This is a genomic window from Streptomyces griseus (assembly GCF_900460065.1).
GTDB lineage: Bacteria > Actinomycetota > Actinomycetes > Streptomycetales > Streptomycetaceae > Streptomyces > Streptomyces griseus.
On sequence record NZ_UAVD01000036.1, the window covers coordinates 54220 to 75229 of the forward strand.

General features: G+C 69.4%; 15 protein-coding genes and 1 pseudogene. 6 read left to right on the forward strand and 10 right to left on the reverse strand.

The window, feature by feature from the left end; all coding sequences use genetic code 11:
- Nucleotides 1-43: 43 nt before the first annotated feature.
- The 7 genes from topA to DTB53_RS26035 form a co-directional block, all read right to left on the reverse strand.
- Nucleotides 44-2935 carry a type I DNA topoisomerase gene (topA, locus tag DTB53_RS26000; RefSeq protein WP_012379792.1) on the reverse strand — a complete coding sequence of 964 codons (2892 nt, stop codon included), beginning with the start codon at nucleotides 2933-2935 and terminating at the stop codon, nucleotides 44-46.
- 280 nt (nucleotides 2936-3215) lie between these two features.
- Nucleotides 3216-3413 (reverse strand): hypothetical protein, encoded by a 198-nt coding sequence (locus DTB53_RS26005; protein WP_003967423.1) that lies wholly within the window; start codon nucleotides 3411-3413, stop codon nucleotides 3216-3218.
- 468 nt (nucleotides 3414-3881) lie between these two features.
- Nucleotides 3882-5414, reverse strand: a complete 1533-nt coding sequence (locus DTB53_RS26010) for a DUF7059 domain-containing protein (RefSeq protein ID WP_042496550.1) — start codon at nucleotides 5412-5414, stop codon at nucleotides 3882-3884.
- 78 nt (nucleotides 5415-5492) lie between these two features.
- The gene (locus DTB53_RS26015; protein ID WP_030701059.1) at nucleotides 5493-6179 is read right to left on the reverse strand and encodes a hypothetical protein; all 687 of its coding nucleotides are present in this window, start codon (nucleotides 6177-6179) and stop codon (nucleotides 5493-5495) included.
- A gap of 444 nt (nucleotides 6180-6623) precedes the next feature.
- Nucleotides 6624-9050 (reverse strand): sodium-translocating pyrophosphatase, encoded by a 2427-nt coding sequence (locus DTB53_RS26025; RefSeq protein ID WP_042496554.1) that lies wholly within the window; start codon nucleotides 9048-9050, stop codon nucleotides 6624-6626.
- A gap of 542 nt (nucleotides 9051-9592) precedes the next feature.
- Nucleotides 9593-10063 carry an ATP-binding protein gene (locus DTB53_RS26030; protein WP_012379796.1) on the reverse strand — a complete coding sequence of 157 codons (471 nt, stop codon included), beginning with the start codon at nucleotides 10061-10063 and terminating at the stop codon, nucleotides 9593-9595.
- 199 nt (nucleotides 10064-10262) lie between these two features.
- Complete coding sequence (locus DTB53_RS26035) at nucleotides 10263-10616, reverse strand: STAS domain-containing protein (RefSeq protein WP_003967428.1); 354 nt, start codon at nucleotides 10614-10616, stop codon at nucleotides 10263-10265.
- A gap of 79 nt (nucleotides 10617-10695) precedes the next feature.
- Here DTB53_RS26035 and DTB53_RS26040 point away from each other — a divergent pair, with 79 nt between their 5' ends.
- On the forward strand, nucleotides 10696-13164 hold the full coding sequence (locus DTB53_RS26040; RefSeq protein ID WP_075025225.1) for a DEAD/DEAH box helicase: 2469 nt from the start codon (nucleotides 10696-10698) through the stop codon (nucleotides 13162-13164).
- On the opposite strand, the gene DTB53_RS26045 is transcribed toward DTB53_RS26040, so the two are convergent.
- From DTB53_RS26045 to DTB53_RS26055, 3 genes and pseudogenes are all read right to left on the reverse strand, one after another.
- A complete protein-coding gene (locus DTB53_RS26045) occupies nucleotides 13127-13639 on the reverse strand; it encodes an Rv3654c family TadE-like protein (protein ID WP_106431700.1) in 513 nt (170 codons plus the stop codon). The genes DTB53_RS26040 and DTB53_RS26045 overlap by 38 nt on opposite strands.
- 256 nt (nucleotides 13640-13895) lie before the next feature.
- Nucleotides 13896-14381, reverse strand: coding sequence for a TadE family type IV pilus minor pilin (locus DTB53_RS26050; protein WP_042496560.1), 486 nt, complete (start codon nucleotides 14379-14381; stop codon nucleotides 13896-13898).
- Nucleotides 14368-14478: pseudogene (locus DTB53_RS26055) on the reverse strand (DUF4244 domain-containing protein); the annotation flags it as partial. The gene DTB53_RS26050 and the pseudogene DTB53_RS26055, both read right to left, overlap by 14 nt.
- Before the next feature lie 233 nt (nucleotides 14479-14711).
- Here DTB53_RS26055 and DTB53_RS26060 point away from each other — a divergent pair.
- From DTB53_RS26060 to DTB53_RS26080, 5 genes are all read left to right on the forward strand, one after another.
- The gene (locus tag DTB53_RS26060; RefSeq protein WP_236586395.1) at nucleotides 14712-15746 is read left to right on the forward strand and encodes a tyrosine-type recombinase/integrase; all 1035 of its coding nucleotides are present in this window, start codon (nucleotides 14712-14714) and stop codon (nucleotides 15744-15746) included.
- A 71-nt stretch (nucleotides 15747-15817) separates the two neighbouring features.
- Nucleotides 15818-18262 carry a tyrosine-type recombinase/integrase gene (locus DTB53_RS26065; RefSeq protein WP_236586394.1) on the forward strand — a complete coding sequence of 815 codons (2445 nt, stop codon included), beginning with the start codon at nucleotides 15818-15820 and terminating at the stop codon, nucleotides 18260-18262.
- Nucleotides 18259-18840, forward strand: a complete 582-nt coding sequence (locus tag DTB53_RS26070; protein ID WP_012379803.1) for a DUF6262 family protein — start codon at nucleotides 18259-18261, stop codon at nucleotides 18838-18840. The genes DTB53_RS26065 and DTB53_RS26070 overlap by 4 nt, the downstream gene beginning before the upstream one ends.
- Before the next feature lie 347 nt (nucleotides 18841-19187).
- Nucleotides 19188-19841, forward strand: a complete 654-nt coding sequence (locus DTB53_RS26075) for a hypothetical protein (RefSeq protein WP_012379804.1) — start codon at nucleotides 19188-19190, stop codon at nucleotides 19839-19841.
- Nucleotides 19810-21003: a helix-turn-helix domain-containing protein gene (locus DTB53_RS26080; RefSeq protein WP_042496567.1), complete on the forward strand. Its 1194-nt coding sequence runs from the start codon at nucleotides 19810-19812 to the stop codon at nucleotides 21001-21003. Before DTB53_RS26075 ends, DTB53_RS26080 begins: the two co-directional genes overlap by 32 nt.
- The last annotated feature ends 7 nt before the right edge of the window (nucleotides 21004-21010 follow it).

The following is a 21010-nucleotide window of genomic DNA, read 5'->3' on the forward strand; positions in this document are numbered from 1 at the left end:
GCTAGGCGCCGGGCGGCGGGGTGCGGTCCGCGCGGTGCCGGGGTCAGTCGTCCGACGGGGCGGCGGAGGCGGACGTCGTCTTCTTGGCGGCGGTCTTGGTGGCCGTCGCCTTCTGGGTCGTCGCCTTCTTGGCCGTCGTGGTCTTCTTGGCCGTGGTCTTCTTGGCGGCCGCGGTCTTGGTGGCCGTCGTCTTCTTCGCGGCCGTCTTCTTGGCCGTCGCCTTCTTCGCGGGGGCCTTCTTGGCCGTCTTCTTCTTGGCGGGCCCCTTGGCACGCTTCTCGGCGAGCAGCTCGTAGCCGCGCTCCGGCGTGATCTCCTCGACGCTGTCACCGGTCCGCAGCGTCGCGTTGGTCTCGCCGTCGGTGACGTACGCGCCGAAGCGGCCGTCCTTCACCACGACCGGCGCACCGCTGACCGGGTCGGTGCCCAGCTCCTTCAGCGGCGGCTTGGCGGCGGCCCGGCCGCGCTGCTTGGGCTGGGCGTAGATCGCGAGGGCCTCTTCGAGGGTGATGTCGAAAAGCTGGTCCTCGGAGGTCAGCGACCGGGAGTCGGTGCCCTTCTTCAGATACGGGCCGTAGCGGCCGTTCTGCGCGGTGATCTCCACACCCTCGGCGTCCTCGCCGACGACGCGCGGCAGCGACATCAGCTTGAGGGCGTCGGCGAGGGTGACCGTGTCCAGGGACATGGACTTGAAGAGGGAGGCGGTCCGCGGCTTCACCGCGTTCTTGCCGGTCTTCGGCGTCCCCTCGGGCAGCACCTCGGTGACGTACGGGCCGTAGCGTCCGTCCTTGGCGATGATCTGGTTGCCGGTCGCCGGGTCGGCGCCCAGCTCGAAGTCGCCGCTGGGCTTGGCCAGCAGTTCCTCGGCGAGCTCGACGGTCAGCTCGTCGGGGGCCAGGTCCTCGGGCACGTCGGCCCGCTGGTGGCCCTCGGCGTCCTTCTCGCCCCGCTCGATGTACGGGCCGTAGCGGCCGACGCGGAGCTTGATGTCGTTGCCGACCGGGAAGGAGGAGATCTCCCGGGCGTCGATCGCGCCGAGGTCGGTGACCAGGGCCTTCAGGCCTCCGAGGTGGTCGCCGTCGCCGTTGCCCGCGTCGGAGGCCGATCCGGCTCCGGCGGTGTCGTCACCGGCGTCGGCGCCGAAGTAGAAGCGCTTGAGCCACGGCACGGACTGGGCCTCGCCCCGCGAGATGCGGTCGAGGTCGTCCTCCATGCGGGCGGTGAAGTCGTAGTCGACGAGCCGGCCGAAGTGCTTCTCCAGCAGGTTGACCACGGCGAAGGACAGGAACGACGGGACGAGAGCCGTGCCCTTCTTGAAGACGTAACCGCGGTCCAGGATGGTCCCGATGATCGAGGCGTACGTGGAGGGGCGGCCGATCTCGCGCTCCTCCAGTTCCTTGACCAGCGAGGCCTCGGTGTAGCGGGCCGGGGGCTTGGTGGCGTGCCCGTCGACCGTGATCTCGTCGGCGGACAGGGCGTCGCCCTCGGCCACCTGCGGCAGCCGGCGCTCGCGGTCGTCCAGCTCGGCGTTCGGGTCGTCGGCGCCCTCGACGTACGCCTTCATGAAGCCGTGGAAGGTGATCGTCTTGCCGGAGGCCGAGAACTCGGCGTCGCGGCCGTCGCTCGCCCGGCCACCGATCTTGACGGTGACCGAGTTACCGGTGGCGTCCTTCATCTGGGAGGCGACGGTCCGCTTCCAGATCAGCTCGTAGAGCCGGAACTGGTCGCCGGTGAGGCCGGTCTCGGCGGGGGTGCGGAAGCGGTCGCCGGAGGGGCGGATCGCCTCGTGCGCCTCCTGCGCGTTCTTGACCTTCCCGGCGTACGTACGCGGCTTCTCGGGGAGGTAGCTCGCCCCGTACAACTGCGTGACCTGGGCCCGGGCCGCGGCGACCGCGGTGTCCGAGAGGGTCGTGGAGTCGGTACGCATATAGGTGATGAAGCCGTTCTCGTACAGCTTCTGCGCCACCTGCATGGTGGCCTTCGCCCCGAAGCCCAGCTTGCGGCTCGCCTCCTGCTGGAGGGTCGTCGTCCGGAAGGGGGCGTACGGGGAGCGGCGGTACGGCTTCGACTCGACGGACCGGACCGTGAAGGAGGAGTCGGCGAGCGCGGCGGCGAGCGCGCGGGCGTTCGTCTCGTCCAGGTGCAGGGTCTGGGCGGAGCCGGCCTTGAGCTGCCCGTCGGGGCCGAAGTCGCGGCCCTGGGCGATGCGGCGGCCGTCGACCGCGCTGAGGCGGGCGGTGAGGTTCGAGGGGTCGGAGGCGTCACCGGTGCGGCCGGTGGCGAACTTTCCGGTCAGGTCCCAGTACTCGGCGGAGCGGAAGGCGATGCGCTCGCGCTCCCGCTCGACGACGAGGCGGGTGGCGACGGACTGGACGCGGCCCGCCGAGAGCTTCGGCATGACCTTCTTCCACAGGACCGGCGAGACCTCGTAGCCGTAGAGGCGGTCGAGGATGCGGCGGGTCTCCTGGGCGTCGACCATGCGCTGGTTGAGCTCGCGCGGGTTGGCGACGGCGGCCCGGATCGCGTCCTTGGTGATCTCGTGGAAGACCATCCGGTGGACCGGGACCTTGGGCCGCAGGACTTCCTGGAGGTGCCACGCGATGGCTTCGCCCTCGCGGTCCTCATCGGTGGCGAGGAAGAGTTCATCGGACTCGGCCAGCAGCTGCTTGAGCTTCCTGACCTGCGCCTTCTTGTCGGCGTTGACGACATAGATGGGCTGGAAGTCGTGCTCGACGTCCACCCCGAGGCGGCGGACCTCGCCGGTGTACTCGTCCGGCACCTCGGCCGCGCCGTTCGGGAGGTCGCGGATGTGCCCGACGCTCGCCTCGACGACGTATCCGGGGCCGAGATAGCCCTTGATCGTCTTCGCCTTGGCAGGCGACTCGACGATGACGAGTCGGCGGCCGCCCTGTGCGGTCTCGCTGGTCGGGGACAACTTCGCTCTTCTCTCCGGTCGACACTCGATGGGCATCCGGGCGGCGTCATGACGCCGCCCGCGGTGCTGTCGCTGCGGAGTGTGACGGTACAACCCGCCCCCGTGTCAAACGGCAAAAGCCCGCAACGGCCACTCGAACGGTAACCCGACTTCCGCCATTCCTGCCGCCCGGACCGCCGGGTCCGCACCACGCGGAGGCTTGGCCGGCGTCTTTTCGGAGGTGGTCGCGGTGTCCGCCGGGCGACCGGCGGACCGGGCGCCGCCCTGCCGGGAGCGGGGATCAGACGAGCGTGTAGCACCACACGCCGAGGCCGAGGAAAACCACGCCGAAGAGGGTCGTGAGCGCGGTGGAGGCGACGGGGCTCACACCGTGCGCCACCGGCGCGCGGTGCAGGGCTCGCGCCCCTGTCCAGATCAGGAGGGCGGCGCCGAACAGCGCCAGGGCCGTACCGGCGAAGACTGCTGAGACGCTCTCCATGTCGTACTCCCGGACCGTCGTGGCGAACCGCCCGGGGCGGGCGGGCCGGCCGGTCCCGGAGCCGGACCTCGGCGGCCCGGCACGGGGAGGTTGTCACCCCGGGGCATCGCCCACACGAACCCGGGGTGAACAGCACTCCCCCGCCGACCGGCGGAACCCCAACGGCCGCATCCGGACCGCGTCGACCGCGTACGGACCGCATCGGCCGCGTACGGACCGCGCGGCGACGGCCCGGGGACCGCCCGGGGACCCCACGACCGGAACGCGCGCGCAGGGGGCGCCGGAGGACGCGCCTCACGGGAAGCCACTGGTGGGGAGGGCGGCGCCGCCCGACCGGGGAGCACCCCTGCCGCGTACCGGAAGACGGCGGCGGTCACCCGCCCCGTACCGGTGTACGGCGACGGTCACCGCCCTACGGACTCGGCCTCCCCCTCGCACCTTCCTTCGTACGGGCGGCCCGATCCCGCCCTACTGGCCCCGCGGCACGGCGGCGGGCGCCGGTTCCAGGAAGCCCTCCTCGACCAGGAGCCGGATCGCCTGCGGGGTGCGGTCGCGCAGGAGCACCGGGTCCTCCGCCATCAACTGCGCGATGGCGTCCAGGATCCGCCCGGCGGGCAGCGAACCGTCGCACACACCGGCGAACCCGGCGGCCACCGCGTCGACCTTGGTCGCCCGCATCATGCCGCGGTGCTGACGCAGCACCACATGCTCGGGGTCCTCCGCGCCCGGCAGGCCGACCTGCTCCTGCACGACCTCGGCGGCGAGGACGAAGTGGCCGGCGAGGAGCGCCGCGTCGTCCTGGTCTCGGAGGTAGTCCTGGCGGGCGAAATGCTCCTGGACGGCCTGCCCGAGCGGCTGCTGCACCGCGTGCGGCCACTCCTCGACCAGGATCGAGGGGTTCCCGGCCTCGGCCGCGGCGGACTTGCGCAGGGTGATCCAGCCGAACCCGACGGCCGTGGCGCCCCGCGCCTCGAACTCGTCGAGCCACGCCTCGTACCGCTCGGCGTACTCGGCCGGGTCGCTGCGGTGGTCGCCGCTGTCCCGCAGCCACAGCTCGGCGTACTGCGTGACGTCCTGGACCTCGCGCTGGACGATCCAGGCGTCACAGCCGTACGGCACCCAGGAGCGCAGCCGGTCCTGCCACTCCTCGCCCTCCACGTGCTGCCAGTTGGCGAGGAACTGGGCGTAGCCCCCCTCGTTCAGATGGGCGCCGGACTGCTGCACCAGCGCCCGGCACAGGTCGTCGCCGCCCATGCCGCCGTCCCGGTAGGTGAGACGGGCGCCCGGCGAGATGACGAACGGCGGGTTGGAGACGATCAGGTCGAACGTGTCGGAGCCCACCGGCTCGAAGAGGGAACCCTCGCGCAGGTCGGCGGGGGCGGCGCCGGACAGGGCGAGGGTGAGCCGGGTGAACTCCAGGGCACGGGGGTTGAGGTCGGTGGCGGTGACCCGGCTCGCGTGCTGGGCGGCGTGCAACGCCTGGATGCCGGAGCCCGTACCGATGTCGAGGGCGGAGGCGACCGGGGCCCGGACGGTGATCCCGGCGAGGGTGGTGGAGGCTCCGCCGACTCCGAGGACGACACCCTCCTCGCGCGAGCCGATCCCGCCCGCGCCGCCGACCGCGCACCCGAGGTCGGACACGATGAACCAGTCCTCGCCGTCCGGCCCCCCGTACGGCCGTACGTCGACGCCCGCGCGGACCGTGCCGTCGTCCGCCGCCCGGGTCACCCAGCCGTCCGCGACGCACTCGGCGAGCGGCAGGGCGGCCCGTGCCCGTTCCTCGGCGACGGGACGTTGCAGCAGGAACAGCCGCACCAGCGTGTCGAGCGGGGTGTCACCCCGGGTGGCCCGCAGGGCGGGGACCGTCTCGCTGCGGGCGAGGGCGGCATAGGCGGGGGCGCCGAGGCGGTCGAGGAGCCCGTCCGCGGTGAAGTCCGCGGCGAGCAGGGCCTCACGGAGGACGGCGGCGTGGTCGGGTGCGGGAAGGCTGCTCTTACTCACCCACCCATTGTGTCCGCTCCCACCCACAACGGCAGCGGCCCGGACACCCACCGGGTGTCCGGGCCGGAAGAACGGCGCTCAGCCCTTCTTCTCCGCGGAGTCCTCGTCCGCGGATCCCTTGTCCGCGGCCCCCTTCTCCGTCGAGTCGCTCGTGTCGGCGTCCGCGCCCTCGGCGGAGGCGTCGGATCCGGCCGCCGAGGAGCCGGAGGGGCCGGTCGAGGCAGTCGGCTTCTGGCAGCCCTTCTGCTTCGACATCGCGACGCCGACCTCACCGGACTGGAGCTTCTTCAGGGCCTGGTCACCGCTGGTGCTGATCTTGTTCAGCTCGTCGGCGATGCCCTTCAGCCCGTCGGCGAACTTCGCCTGGTCCTTCGTGTCGAGCGCGTCGACGTCGGTCTTGAGGTCGGCGTACGCCTTGGAGGAGGCGTTGAGCTCCTTGACCGCTTCCTTCTGCGTGGTCTCGCCGTCGTCCACCGGCGGCGGACCGGCGGAGTCCACGGCGGCGCCCAACGACTTGTACGCCTGGGAGATCTGCTGGAAGGCGGCCGAGTCGGTCTTCTGGACGTCGGCGGGCTTGCTGTTGTCCGCGGTCTGCTGCTGGATGGACGCGTTGGCGTTGGCGATCTTCTGCAGTTGCGGCTGAACCTGGTCGCAGACCTTCTTGGCCCAGTCGTTGACCTTGTTGTCACTGTCGTCGCTGCAGCCCGACAGCGTCAGTACGAGTACCGCACCGCCGGACAGTGCGGCTGCAAGCTTCTTGTTCACCGGATGGGTCCCTTCCAAGGCTCTCGGCCCGGAACTTACACGTCGAGGGGACGACAGCCGGGTGCCGGTCATCCGGTGTGCATGCTTTTGAAGCCATTTGCACCAAGGGAAATGAGGGAGACGCCACTCGCGTCGAGAATCGGACGCACGCTCGATCACTCATCCGAAAGGGATCGGGACGGGCGACGGAGGAGGCGGAGAAGCGACGTTCGAGGCCGGAGAGGATCCGGAGGCCGGGCGTGCGCAACGAGGCAGGCACGGGCCAACGGGCCGGAGACAGCAGCGACAGCCCGGAGGCAGGGTGGAGGACGGGGCCGAGGGCGGGGCGGAGAACGGGGCGGAGGACGGGGCGGACGGCGCGTCAGCGCGCGCCGTCCGCCCGCTTCCTGATTTCGCGTCACACCGCCCGCGGGACACGCAACCGGCGCACCACCCTGGTTACGCTCACGGGGCCGCCGCGGGATCGGGCGCGGGGACCGAGGGGCCGCCACCCGAGCCGTCGTCGTCGCCCACGGCGATGCCGCGCCGCCTGGAGACATGGACCGCGCCGACGATGATCCCGATGGCGACGACGGCCACCAGCGCCCGCACCCACGGGTTGGCGTCCGCCCCATAGCTGAACTGCACGATCGCCGGGGCGATGAGCAGGGCCACCAGGTTCATCACCTTCAGCAGCGGGTTGATCGCGGGACCCGCGGTGTCCTTGAACGGGTCGCCGACCGTGTCGCCGATCACGGTGGCGGCATGGGCCTCGCTGCCCTTGCCGCCGTGGTGGCCGTCCTCGACGAGTTTCTTGGCGTTGTCCCAGGCGCCCCCGGAGTTGGCGAGGAACACGGCCATCAGCGTGCCCGTGGCGATCGCCCCGGCGAGGTACGAGCCGAGGGCGCCGACGCCGAGGGTGAAGCCGACCGCGATCGGCGCCAGGACCGCGAGCAGGCCGGGCGTGGCCAGTTCGCGCAGGGCGTCGCGGGTGCAGATGTCGACGACGCGCCCGTACTCCGGTTTCTCCGAGTGGTCCATGATCCCGGGGTGCTCGCGGAACTGCCGCCTGACCTCGTAGACCACGGATCCGGCGGACCGGGACACGGCGTTGATGGCCAGCCCGGAGAACAGGAAGACGACCGCGGCGCCCAGGATCAGGCCGACGAGGTTGTTGGGCTGCGAGATGTCCAGGCTCAGCCCCAGCTCGCCCGCCCCGGCCCCGACCTCCTCCACCGCCGTGGCGATGGCGTCGCGGTAGGACCCGAAGAGGGCCGCCGCCGCCAGGACGGCGGTGGCGATGGCGATGCCCTTGGTGATGGCCTTGGTCGTGTTGCCGACCGCGTCCAGGTCGGTGAGCACCTGGGCGCCGGCCCCCGTGACGTCCCCGGACATCTCGGCGATGCCCTGGGCGTTGTCGGAGACCGGCCCGAAGGTGTCCATGGCCACGATGACGCCCACCGTGGTGAGGAGCCCCGTCCCGGCGAGGGCGACCGCGAAGAGGGCCAGCATGATCGACGTACCGCCCAGCAGGAACGCCCCGTAGACGCCCAGGCTGATCAGCAGTGCGGTGTACACGGCCGATTCCAGGCCGATGGAGATGCCCGCGAGCACCACGGTGGCCGGGCCGGTGAGCGAGGACTTCCCGATGTCCCGCACCGGGCGGCGGTTGGTCTCGGTGAAGTAGCCGGTGAGCTGCTGGATGAGCGCCGCCAGGACGATGCCGATGGCCACCGCGACCAGGGCGAAGATCCGCGGGTCGCCACCGTGCCCGGCGATCGCCTCGTCGGTGACCCCGTCCAGCTCGGCGTAGGAGGAGGGCAGGTAGGTGAAGGCGGCGACGGCCACCAGGGCGAGTGAGATGACGGCGGAGATGAAGAAGCCGCGGTTGATCGCGGTCATGCCACTGCGGTCGGCGCGGCGCGGGGCCACGGCGAAGATCCCGATCATCGCGGTGACGACGCCGATCGCCGGAACCATCAGGGGGAAGGCGAGGCCGGAGTCGCCGAACGCGGCCGTACCGAGGATGAGCGCGGCGACGAGCGTCACGGCGTACGACTCGAAGAGGTCGGCGGCCATGCCGGCGCAGTCACCGACGTTGTCCCCCACGTTGTCGGCGATGGTGGCGGCGTTGCGCGGGTCGTCCTCCGGGATGCCCTGCTCCACCTTGCCCACCAGGTCGGCGCCCACGTCCGCCGCCTTCGTGAAGATCCCGCCGCCGACCCTCATGAACATGGCGATCAGCGCCGCGCCCAGGCCGAACCCCTCCAGCACCTTGGGCGCGTCGGCGGCGTAGACGAGCACCACGCAGGAGGCCCCGAGCAGGCCGAGACCCACCGTGATCATTCCGACCACGCCACCGGTACGGAAAGCGATCTTCATCGCTTTGTGCGAGACAGCGGTGAGATCCTTTTCCGGCTCGCCTTCCGCCGGAGTCGCCTCACGCGCGGCAGCGGCCACCCGCACATTGCTCCGTACGGCGAGCCGCATGCCGATGTATCCGGTCGCCGCCGAGAAAAGCGCACCGACCAGAAAGAAGAGGGAACGCCCGGCGCGCTGCGACCAGTTGTCGGCCGGCAGCAGGAACAAGAGGAAGAACACGACGACGGAGAAGACACCGACCGTGCGCAGTTGTCGGGCCAGGTAGGCGTTCGCGCCCTCCTGGACCGCCGCGGCGATCTCCTTCATGCGCCCGGTGCCCTCGCCGGCCGCCAGGACCTGGCGTACGAGCAGCTGCGCGACGATCAGCGCGGCGACGGCGACGACCGCCACCACGATGACGATCAGCCGGTTGCCGTCGGTGAGTACCGCCGCCGCGAGGGAGACGGGTCGATCGGAAAGTGCGGATTCTTGCGTCAGTGCTGCCATGGGGGTGGTGAAGAACTCCGCCATACGTCCTCCTTGACGCTCAGCGCTCAAGTCGTGGACGGATTGTAAGGAGCGGAACCCGATCAAAACAGTGGTCGGGAAGAGAATTGACCACCCTCCCCCTAACGCCGAAAGATCAGCGGAGGGATTCTGCTCGAATGCAGTAATGAGGCAGGCGCATTACGCGCAGACAATCAAGCAGGCAATCAAGCAGGCAATCAAGCAGGCAATCATAGAAAAAGGCCCTGCTCAGCAGGGCCCGGGAAAACGAAACATCATCCGCGCGGCTCGACGCCCACGATCCTCGCCTCCCGGGGTCCGGAGGGCGAATCCCCACCCCGGCGCCTCAGCCTCTCCGCGCCTCACAGCCACGACGTCCCATGGCCTTCCCGCGTCCACGGCGTCCGGCAGCACGGGCAGAGGTACAGGAACGACGGACGCCGCCATGTGCGCGTGCGTACGCGAGCGGTAGGGGGCGGAGCCGACAGAGCGGGGACAGGCCGCCTCAGACGCCGGCATGAGGACTCACGGCGCAGGTGCCGACCCTCGACGGGGCCCGCCACCTTTCAGGGGCGCACCGCGGCGTCGGCCGTCGGCCAGCTCATGCGGATCACTCCGCCGCCCGCACCGGATCGAACCTCCACGTCGTCGACGAGACCGCTGATGACCGCGAGGCCCATCTCGTCCTCGCCCTCACCGTCCGTCTCGGGATCGGGCCGGTCCGGCCCCGCTCCGGAGTCGCCGGAGCTGTTGCCCGACCCGGACGTGGCGAGGTCCCCGCCGGGGCCGGGAACGCTGTCCCCGACCTCGATGGAGAACGCCTTCTCCTCCTCGGTCAACGCGACGCTGACCGGCTCGGTGATGCCGTGGCTGCGATGCAGCCCGACCGCGCGGCTGCACGCCTCCCCGACGGCGAGCCTGACCTCGTCGAGCACCGCCTCGTCGACGCCGGCCCTGCGCGCCACGGCGGCCGCCACCAGGCGGGCCGTCCTGACATGTTCAGGCTGGGCGCTGAAGCGGAGTTCAACGGTGGCCATGACATCCCCCTCAAACGTTCGGGCGTACGCCTCAGAGGCCCCGGGCATGTCGCCCGGCACCCCTGCTCTCCTCCTCCGGAAGCCGACAAAGCCGACAGCCGACCCAAGGGTCGACCGCCTGCCCGTCACGGCCCACACGCTGCCGCTGCCGGCCTGCTCACTGCCTGCCGACCGGCCCGGGGGCCGACCCGCTCCGACCTCAGTCGGTGGCGGCGACAGCCTCGTCGACCGTGGTGTGAATCGGGAACACCTTGGTCAGACCCGTGATCCGGAAGATCTTGAGAATGCGCTCCTGGTTGCAGACCAGGCGCAACGAGCCCTCATGGGCCCGGACACGCTTCAAGCCGCCCACGAGCACGCCGAGGCCGGTGGAGTCGAGGAAGTCGACGCCTTCCATGTCGACAACCAGGTGGTAGCTGCCGTCATTCACCAACTCGACCAACTGCTCGCGCAGCTTGGGCGCGGTATACACATCAATCTCGCCACCGACCTCGACGACCGTACGGTCGCCACCAGGCCCGGACACATTGCGAGTCGACAGGGACAGGTCCACGGATCCTCCAGCACCTTGCTATCGAGCGGTCGCCCCTCGGTCTCCCCGACGGAGGCCAGGGGACGGATCGCCAGCCGCGATGGCATTCAATCACTTACCAGCAGCCATGCACGACGCCTTGGGACCATTGTCCGTCACGCCAGTGACACACTCGGTGCCGATGGCCAAGAATCACCGTCCCGGACGACCACCCGAGAGTGGGGGCTCCCGCCCCTCTCCCGCCATGATCCTCGACCGGCTCGCCACAGGGGCGGGCCGGGCCGCGCGCATCACTCATACGGAGCACCTGCCCCCACGATCGGGAACCCATGCCATCTGGCCGGATCGCATCCGGCCAGAAGTGATCTCGGCGATCGAACGGGCCGGGATCGCCCATCCGTGGGCCCACCAGGCGACCGCGGCGGAACACGCGCTGGACGGCGAATCGGTCGTGATCGCCACCGGGACCGCCTCCGGGAAGTCCCTCGCGTACCTCGCGCCGGTCCTCAGCACCCTGCTGGACGGCTCGGAGGCCCCCAACGGCCGCGGGGCCACCGCCCTGTACCTCGCCCCCACCAAGGCCCTGGCAGCCGACCAGCGGCGCTCCGTGAAGGCGCTCGCGGCCCCGCTCGGCCACGCCGTCAGGCCCGCGGTCTACGACGGCGACACCCCCGTCGAGGAACGCGAATGGGTGCGGCAGTACGCGAACTACGTCCTGACCAACCCCGACATGCTGCACCGCGGCATACTGCCCTCCCACCCCCGCTGGGCGTCCTTCCTGCGCGCCCTGCGGTACGTCGTGATCGACGAGTGCCACACCTACCGGGGCGTCTTCGGCTCCCACGTCGCCCAGGTCCTGCGCCGGCTACGCCGTCTGTGCGCCCGCTACGGGGCCGAACCGGTCTTCCTGCTCGCCTCGGCCACGGCGGCCGATCCCGCGGCCGCAGCCGGGCGTCTGACGGGTCTGCCGGTCCGGGAGGTGTCCGACGACGCCTCCCCGCGCGGTGAGCTGGTCTTCGCCCTGTGGGAGCCCCCGCTGACCGACCTGCACGGCGAGAAGGGCGCACCCGTTCGGCGGACCGCCACGGCCGAGACCGCCGACCTCCTCACCGACCTGACCCTCCAGGACGTCCGCTCGGTCGCCTTCGTCCGTTCCCGGCGCGGCGCGGAACTGATCTCGATGATCGCCAAGGAGCGCCTCGCGGAGGTCGACCGCTCGCTGCCGAAGCGGGTCGCCGCCTACCGCGGGGGCTACCTGCCCGAGGAGCGCCGGGCCCTGGAGCGGGCGCTGCACTCCGGCGAACTGCTCGGTCTGGCGGCTACCACCGCCCTGGAACTGGGCATCGACGTCTCCGGCCTCGACGCGGTCGTCATCTCCGGCTACCCGGGCACGCGGGCGTCCCTCTGGCAGCAGGCGGGCCGGGCCGGCCGCTCGGGGCAGGGCGCCCTGGCCGTCCTCGTGGCCCGGGACGACCCGCTGGACACGTACCTGGTCCACCACCCCGAGGCCCTGTTCCAGCAGCCCGTGGAGTCGACGGTGCTGGACCCGGACAACCCCTACGTCCTCGCCCCCCACCTCTGCGCCGCGGCTGCCGAGCTGCCGCTGACCGAGCCCGACATCGCCCTCTTCGGCCCGGCCGTGCCCGAGCTGCTGCCGCAGCTGGAGGCGGCGAAACTGCTGCGCAGACGGGCGTCGGGCTGGCACTGGACGCGCCGCGAACGGGCCGCCGACCTGGCCGACATCCGGGGCGGTGGCGGCCGCCCCGTCCAGATCGTCGAGGAGGGCACCGGCCGGCTGCTGGGCACCGTCGACGAGGCCGCCGCCCACACGGCCGTCCACGAGGGAGCCGTCCATCTCCACCAGGGCCGCACCCACCTGGTCCGGAAACTGGACCTGGAGGACTCCGTGGCCCTCGTCGAGCAGGCCGAACCCCCGTACTCGACGGTCGCCCGCGACACCACGGCCATCACCGTCCTGGAGACCGACACCGAGATCCCCTGGGGCCAGGGACGGCTCTGCTACGGCTCCGTCGAGGTCACCAACCAGGTCGTCTCCTTCCTCCGCCGGAAGCTGATCACCGGGGAGGTCCTGGGCGAGACGAAGCTCGACCTGCCGCCCCGCACGCTGCGCACCCGCGCCGTCTGGTGGACGGTCACCGAGGACCAACTCGACGCCGCCCGCATCAACCCGGAGATCCTCGGCGGCGCACTCCACGCCGCCGAACACGCCTCGATCGGACTGCTTCCCCTCTTCGCCACCTGCGACCGCTGGGACATCGGCGGCGTGTCCGTACCGCTGCACCCGGACACGCTGCTGCCGACGGTCTTCGTCTACGACGGCCACCCGGGAGGCGCCGGATTCGCCGAGCGGGCCTTCCACACCGCCCGCACCTGGCTGACGGCGACCCGGGAGGCCATCGCGTCCTGCGAGTGCGAGGCGGGCTGCCCCTCCTGCATCCAGTCCCCCAAGTGCGGCAACGGCAACGAGCCCCTGCACAAACGCGGAGCCGTACGCCTGCTCACCGAACTCCTCAGGGCGGCACCCCCGGAACCGGACGGACCGGCATAGCCCGGCTGCCGGCCGACGCTCCGTCCCCGGGACCGACGGGAGGGCCGGCCCGGGCCCTGACAGCGGGCAGGTAGGGCCCGAATCCCGAGCGGGCGGTCACATCGGCGATCTCCCCTCGCACCACGCAGCGAACGAGCACGGCCCCCTGCGCCAGGGCCACTCGCCTGGCCGTCCCGCACGCGGCCACCGCCCCTTCCAGCGCCCGGTCCGCGGCCGCGAGGGCCGCCAGATCCGCGGCCCCACCCGCCCGGTGACGGGCAGCCACGGCCTGTCCCAGGGCGAGCACCACGGCGAACACGGTGCAGAGGCCGGCCGCGGCGACAGCCACCCAGACCGTCGCCACCCCTCGGTCAGCACCGGGGCCCGCACACCGGATCACGATGGGGCGCGCGATGCGGCGTGCAATCCAGACTGCGATGCGCCCTTCTGGACGGCACGTCCTCCGGTCCGCGCCACACTCCATCCTCCGGCCCATACCTCTCCCCTCCCCCACTCTCCCTCTGCCCTTGCCTCGCCCCTGCTCTCCCCCGGCCTTTCGCTCTCCCCGGCCCTCTGGACTCTGCATCTCTGGCCCTCTGGCCTCCGCTCTCTGCTCTCTGCTCTTTGGCCTCACTCCGCTCGCGCTCCGTCCCCCTGCCTCGGCCTCGTCAGCCCCCGGCACAACCCCGCAGCCGAGATCTGCCCCGGCAACGGCAACCGTCCAGTCCCCCGACCGTCCATTCCTCTGGCCCTTACGGTCCGGCGTCCCCCACCGTGTCCTCCGCCAGGGCTGCCGCCTCGGCGCGCAACGTCAGGGCCAGCACGCCCGGCCCCGGGGTCGGAGCCTCCACCCGGACGCGCCACAGGTCTCCCGCCCGCCCCACCTCGACCCGGGCACCGTGGGGCGCCGCGGCTCGGGCGGCTTCCCGGACCGCCGCCTCCGGCTCCGAACGGGCCGCCGCACGCGCCCCCGCACGCGCCGCGTCCACGCAGCGAATCTGGTCCGAGGCCGCCATCAACGCCCACAACAGCGCCATGACGAAGGCCACCAGCACCGGGATCACCACGGCCGCCTCCGCGGTCACAGCACCCCGGTCGCCGATCCCACCGCCCGGCCCGGGCTGGCGCCCGTACAGCCCCTGCTGCCGCCTTCGCTTCCGCCCCCGGGGGTGGCCCCGGCCCGAGGCCACGGGCCCCTCCCTGGGGCAGGGGCCCGGCCGGGTCTCAGAACTTCGCATCGAGCGCGTCCTCCACCAGCGACTGGAGGGCCGACAGCACCGGCCCGCTGTTCACCACCTTGTAGAGCACCGCCGCGAAGGCGCACGCGGCGATGGTTATCTATAGGGGAAATCGGCCTGCAGGCACATGCGTGCTGGGTCGCTAGAGCTGCGCCTCTGAAGGGTATCCGCTAGGTGTCTGGCACGTCTGCTACGTTCGCTCTCATGTCCACTCGGTATGCGGCTGAACGTGCAATCTCACCCCACGACGGATCGGTCTCGTGGGTGGTGGTCTCTTCGGACTACGAACTTCATGCTGAGGCCACGGCCTTCTTGGCGAGTCTTCGGAGGGTGGACCGCTCGATCAACACGGAACGCACTTACGCCGGCCGGGTGGCTCTGTACCTGACGTACTGCGCCGTGCACGGTCTGGACTGGAAGAAGCCCGGGTTGCCGTGGCTGGCACGGTTCCTGCACTGGCTCGTCGACGAACCGCTTCCGTCGCGAGCCAAGAACAAGCCCGCAAGCCCGCGGTTCCGCACGAAGAAGACCGCGAACCAGATCATGACCACGGTCTGCGGTTTCCTGACGTTCTGCGGCCTGCAGAAGTGGGTGGACCAGGAGACGGTCAACCAGCTCTCCGAGCAGAAGTACCTGTCGTATCTGCCGCCGGGCTACGACCCGGGCGAGGATGGGCAGTTCCGCACGGTCCGGGCCAAGGCGATCAAGTTCGAGGTGGCGGTAGAGGGCTACGCGTGGCTGAACCCTGAGCAGTTCGCCAAGGTCATCGGCCTGACTCGGCGGGCTCGGGACCGTTTCCTGGTCGCGCTGCTGGGCGGCACGGGCATACGGATCGGCGAGGCCTTGGGCTTGCGGCGGGAGGACATGCACTTGCTGTCGAATTCGTCCGCGCTAGGCTGTCAGATCTCAGGCCCGCACGTGCATGTTCGGCGGCGCCAGGAGAACTCCAACGGGGCTCTGGCCAAGGCCCGTATGCCCCGCTGGATCCCGGTGACGGCCGAGCTGGTGACGTACTACGCCGACTACTGCTTCGAGCGGGACCAGGTGGCCGAGGCTGCCTACAGCGACATGGTCTTCGTCAATCTGTTCCGGCCGCCGCTGGGCCGGGCGATGACCTACCACAACGCCAAGGATCTGTTCGACCGGCTGGCGAAGCAGGCGGGCTTCGAAGCCCGCCCCCACATGCTGCGACACACCGCTGCGACTACCTGGATCCGCAACAAGGTCCCGCGCGATGTGGTGCAGAACCTGATGGGGCACGTGTCGGAGTCTTCGATGGAGCCATACGTGCATGCCACTGACGAGGACAAGCGCGAGGCCGTCGAACGCGTCGCCGCGATCCGGAAAGGCCAGGTCCAGGCGTGAGCGGGAACCTTGCGGAGGTCATCAGCCTCGGAGGCGGCGCTGGACCCGATCTGACCGCGTGGACTGCTTGGTTGAGAACGCAGCTCATCGAGGATTGGCGGCCTAACGAGTGGAACGGCGACATCCTGCTGTTCACCGGCGATCCGGACGACCCACGCACGAACAGCTGGCACTGTGTCGTCGATCCCTGCAACGCCGTCTCGAAAATCCGTTACGGAATGTGCACGGGCTGCCAGAAGGCATTCCGACGGAGCGGGCTGAGCGAGGTGGAGTTCAAGGCCACCTACCGCCCGGAACCCAACCGGGTCTACAGCCACACAGACACCTGCACCGTGGAACGGGACGGGAAGCACTGCCAGCGCGAGTACCACACCACCGGCCTCTGCCGCCCCCATCACGTTGCGTGGATCAAGGCCAGCCGGACGAAGAAGAACCTGTTCAAGGGGACGCGGGAGGAGTGGGTACGTGATGTCGCCAGCCCCTTCGAGGCGTTTCCGAGGTGCCGGGTCCTCGGATGTCCGATGGAGCGCATCACCCTCGAAGGGGGCATCTGCCGGATCCACTACAACCGGTGGCGGCACTATCGCGAGGCCCAGGACCAGGCACCGGACTTCGAGGACTGGCTCAGGCACGCGACGCCTTACCTGTCATTGCGGCAGTTCTCGCTGGCTGCACTGAGTGACGTTGCCCGCCTGGAGGTGCTCTACGCGATCCAGCAGCGCGACCTGCGAGTGGCGAACCTGGACCCGTCGACGATCCGCCTTGCCGTCGCTCGGCTGGAGGGAGTGCCGAATCTGGTGACGGTCGCACCGGAGGATCTGGTGCCGTCCGAGCTGCGGCAGCGCAACATCGCCACCCTGCTCCGGGATCTGGGCTGGACGGTCGCACAGGGGTATGACCGGTTCAGGGGCGTCGAGCCGACGGACAAGCTGGTCTGGGACATGAAGGCGGTGGGCTACGAATCTGCTTACCGAAAGGGCGGGAAAGCGTCCATCCGTGCGCAGTCGGTGGACTTCTCTGTGATCACCCAACCGTGGTTGCGTGAGGCCGTGATGGAGTGGGCTCGCTCGACCCGACCGCACACCAAACGGTTCCGGGAACACTTGTCCGCCTGCGAGGTCGCTTCGACAGCGCTGGGCCGGTTGCCAGGCGGCGGGATGGATCCGCGGAAGGTCCGCTTCGCCGAGATGACTCTGGTGACAGAGGCGATGCGCAAGCTGACCCGGGAGGACGGCGTCACTCCGCTTTCCAGCAAGTCCAAACGCGTCCGGCAGTCGGCGCTTTACACGGTCCTGGACTTCGGCCGCAGCGCCGGGCTGCTAGACGATCTGCACGGCACCTTCGCACGGCACGGCACTCACCGGATCGTGGTGGAGGAGTCGAACGAGGACGAGATCGGCAAGGCGATACCCGAGTCGGTGATCCGGCAGCTCGATGCCCGGCTGGACAGCATGGGACGCGGCTTTTGCTATCGCGGCTACGACCCGCAGACGATCGAGGCCATGTTCCAGACGGTCTACCAGGTGCTTCGGGACACCGGACGCCGGCCGCGCGAGGTGGTGAGTCTGAAGCGGAACTGCCTGGAGTTCGACGGCAGGGACTGCTTCCTGGTCTGGAACAACTACAAGGGCAAGCGGCACAAGCGCCGGCTGCCGATCACCCGGGACACCACCGAGGTCATCCAGAAGTGGGCCGAGCACCGGGACACCCTGACGGTCCCGCCGCGGAGCATTCCGTATCTGTTCCCGGCGATCACCGACCTGGGCCGGTATGCCCACATGGACACGAACAACCTGTCGCGGGCTCTGCGGCAGTGGGTTGACTCGATCGAGGAGATCCATTCGGAGGGCACGGGCCGGGACGGGCGACCGGTTCCGTTCGACCGGTCCAAGATCTTTCCCTACGCTTTCCGGCACTCCTACGCTCAGCGCCACGCTGACGCCGGGGTCCCGATCGACGTGCTCAAAGAGCTCATGGATCACCGGAGTGCAGACACCACGGCCCGGTATTACAAGGTGTCATTGAAGCGGAAGCAGGAGGCGGTGAAGACGATGCGGCTGCATGTGGTGGACCGGCACGGCAACCCTGCCCCAATATCGTCGAACAAGGCGTATGAGATGCGGTCCGTGGCGGTGCCGTTCGGAAACTGTCAGGAGCCGTCCAACGTCAAGGCGGGCGGGCATGCCTGCCCGATCCGGTTCCAGTGCGCCGGCTGCGGGTTCTATCGCCCGGACCCGTCCTACCTGGCGGCGATCGAGGACCAGATCCGCGACTTGAAGGCGGACAAGGAGACGGCCCTGGCGATGGGCACCGACGAGTACGTCATCCGCAACCTTCAGGACCAGATCGACTCGTTCAAGAAGGTCGCCAAGAACATGCATGAGCAGATCGAGGCGCTTCCCAAGCAGGAGCGAGAGGAACTGATGGAGTCTGTGACGGTGTTGAGGAAGTCCCGGGCGGCCCGCGGCCGCATGCTGCCGCTGACGGTGATCAACCGCAGTGAGACGACTGCATGACGGCCAAGCGCACACCGAGGGAGGTTCTGGCGGAGTCACGCCGCCGGGACAGCCGCGAGAAGCGGTCGAAGGTGCTGGCTGTCGTGGATGAGATGGCCGCCCGTGGGGACACCGTCTCCTTCGCTGCGGTCGCCAAGGCGGCCGGGGTGTCGAACTGGCTCGTTTATGCCGAGGGCGTTCGCGAGCACATCGAGGCGGCCCGCAAGAAGCAGGCGGGCCAGCCCCGGCGGGAGGCCCAGGCCGGCCGGTCATCGAGTGCGGCAAGTCTGGCGACCGATCTTGAGCTGTCCAAGCAGCAAATCACTGCCCTTCGGACCGAGCGGGACCAGCTGAAGACTGCCCTTCAGCGGCAGCTCGGCCAGCAACTCGACCAGGTCGGGGCCGCCGGTCTCGTGGCGAGGGTGGATGAGCTAACTCGCCAGCACGCGGAACTGACCGCCGAGCGGGACGCTCTGCGGCAGGAGAAGGCCGAGCTGGAGGGACGTCTGGTTGAGGCAGAGGAGGATCTGGCCGCCGCTCGGTCCAGTCTGCGGCGGATGATCCGTGCGGAGAATGCCGGTCCCGCCGCCGCGACGTGAGCTCCGGCCTCGGCCTGCGGTGGGACTGCTCGCCCCTCAGTCTGCCTCGCAATCCGGCTGGCATCTTGTCGGGCTAGTGGCCTTGTGCCACTGAGCCAGACGTGAGCACCTGACCTGCCACACCGAGCGTGTCCACATCATGACTACTCGTTTCCGCCCGCATATAGCCCCAAGAGAGTCTGGTTGCCTCACCCAGTGGAGCCGACGAGTCGGGCGCGTGTGTCGCGGATCACTTTGCCTGGGCACCCCAGATGATCGCCACTTCGAACACATTTTCCCATAAGGTCCCCGGAGCGGGGGCGACCGCCGCCTGGACCCTTAACTTTCCGCGTGATAATTTCTAGATCATGGATAACGGTGGTACGGAGCGCATCAAGCAGGCCCTGGCCGATCTGTGTGAACCCCTCCATGACGTGTTCGCCGAGGCTGGAGCCTCCAAGCTTCTTCAGCCGCCGGCCGAAGAGGATCTTGACCACGTGCCCGACTTCTCGGGACGCCACTACGGGTGGCTACGGACCCACATCGTGCGCGCCCACGCGCACTTCCGGCTGAATCAGCGCAACCTGGATCCGTGGCGACTGTCAGGGAAGCATCAGCGGAATGGCGAGCTCTGGATGACGGACGGCGACTACCGCCTGCGCATCCTTCACGGGCCGTCCGAGACGGACGTTCCTCCGCCTGGCCGCAACGGTGCCCGGCGCGCATACTTCCACAACCCCGCTCTTCCCCTCGCCGAGCCGATGTTCGGGCCTCCGAACGACCGGCTGCTCGTGCTGTGGCACATTCACCCCATCACCGGAGAGCCCTCGTTCAGAGTCGTGCGGCCGATTGGCGACTGGAAGTACGGCGGCAAGGCTCAGGTCGACGTGGACTTCCCTCTGCCCCAGACCTCGGACGATTTGATCAACATGCAGTTCAACCCTTCAGACGACGAAATCCATCTAAGCATTCCAAATGAGGAGGAAGGCAATGACTTCCGTGCTGGCGGCATCTCCGGGTGAACGCCTGCGCACGCTGAGAGAACTGATGGGCCTGACCCAGGCCCAGGTCTCCGGGATGTCTGGCGTGGCATCCTCATGGATTTCGGATGTCGAGAACGGCTACCGCGACCATGACGACGCCAAACTGGAGCAAATCGCGGAGGCCACTGAAACCCCCGCCGGTTTCTTCTATGTTCAGCCGAAGACCGTCCCCTTGGACTCGCTTCGGTTCAGAAAGCTCGCCTCCGCCAAGCGGACGGTGACCAAGCGAGTGCACGCGCTCTACAGCGAGAGCTATCGAGTATCTGACGACCTAATCACGTCGGAAAGATATCCAACCCCACCCCTTCCGTACACAGATGCTGACGAGATCACCGACGATGAGATCGAGGAACTCGCTGATCAGACGAGGGTCGCTCTCCGCCTTGCACCGGACAAGCCGATCCCTCACGTGACCCGAGCGCTAGAACGCGGAGGCATCGCCGTCGCGCCGATGGTGTTGACAGACAACGCCGGCGGAGATGAGCCCAGCGGAAACGATCACTTTGGCGTCTCATACTGGAGCGGGCTGGGTGACACGGCCCTGATCGGCTACTTCCCCGCGAGCGGCGATCGCGATCGATTCACCCTCGCCCATGAACTGGGGCATCTGGTGCTTCACAGCTTCAGGCCGAGAGTGCGTGATGCGGAAGGAGAAGCCAACAGATTCGCGTCAGCGTTCCTCGTGCCGCGTAATCGCGCGAAGGAAGACCTATCGGCCCACATGACCTTGACGGACTACGCTCGCATGAAAGCGATTTGGGGCGTGTCCATCCAGGCGCTGATCATGCGCGGAGCCGCTGTGGGTAAGATCGACGACTCTCGCAAGAGGTCTCTTTACGTGCAGCTCTCGCAGCGGAACTGGCGCAAGAAGGAGCCAGTGGAGGTGGGTCAGGAATCACCCCTGCTGTTGTGGACGCTTCTTGAGCGCAAGTACGGTGCACGTCCCTACGTGCCAGGGGCAGAGCATCTAGCCATTCCTCCCGCCGTCCTGAGGTCCATCGCACCGAGCCCAGCAACCTCTGTCCGGCAGTCACCGCCCAAGGCTGAGGGGCCGCAGTCGACCGGCGAGGGCGGAACCGTAGTGCAGTTCAAGCGGCGCGGTGCGGGCAACACGGCCAGCCCGTCACGTGCTGTGCGTTAAGAGCGCA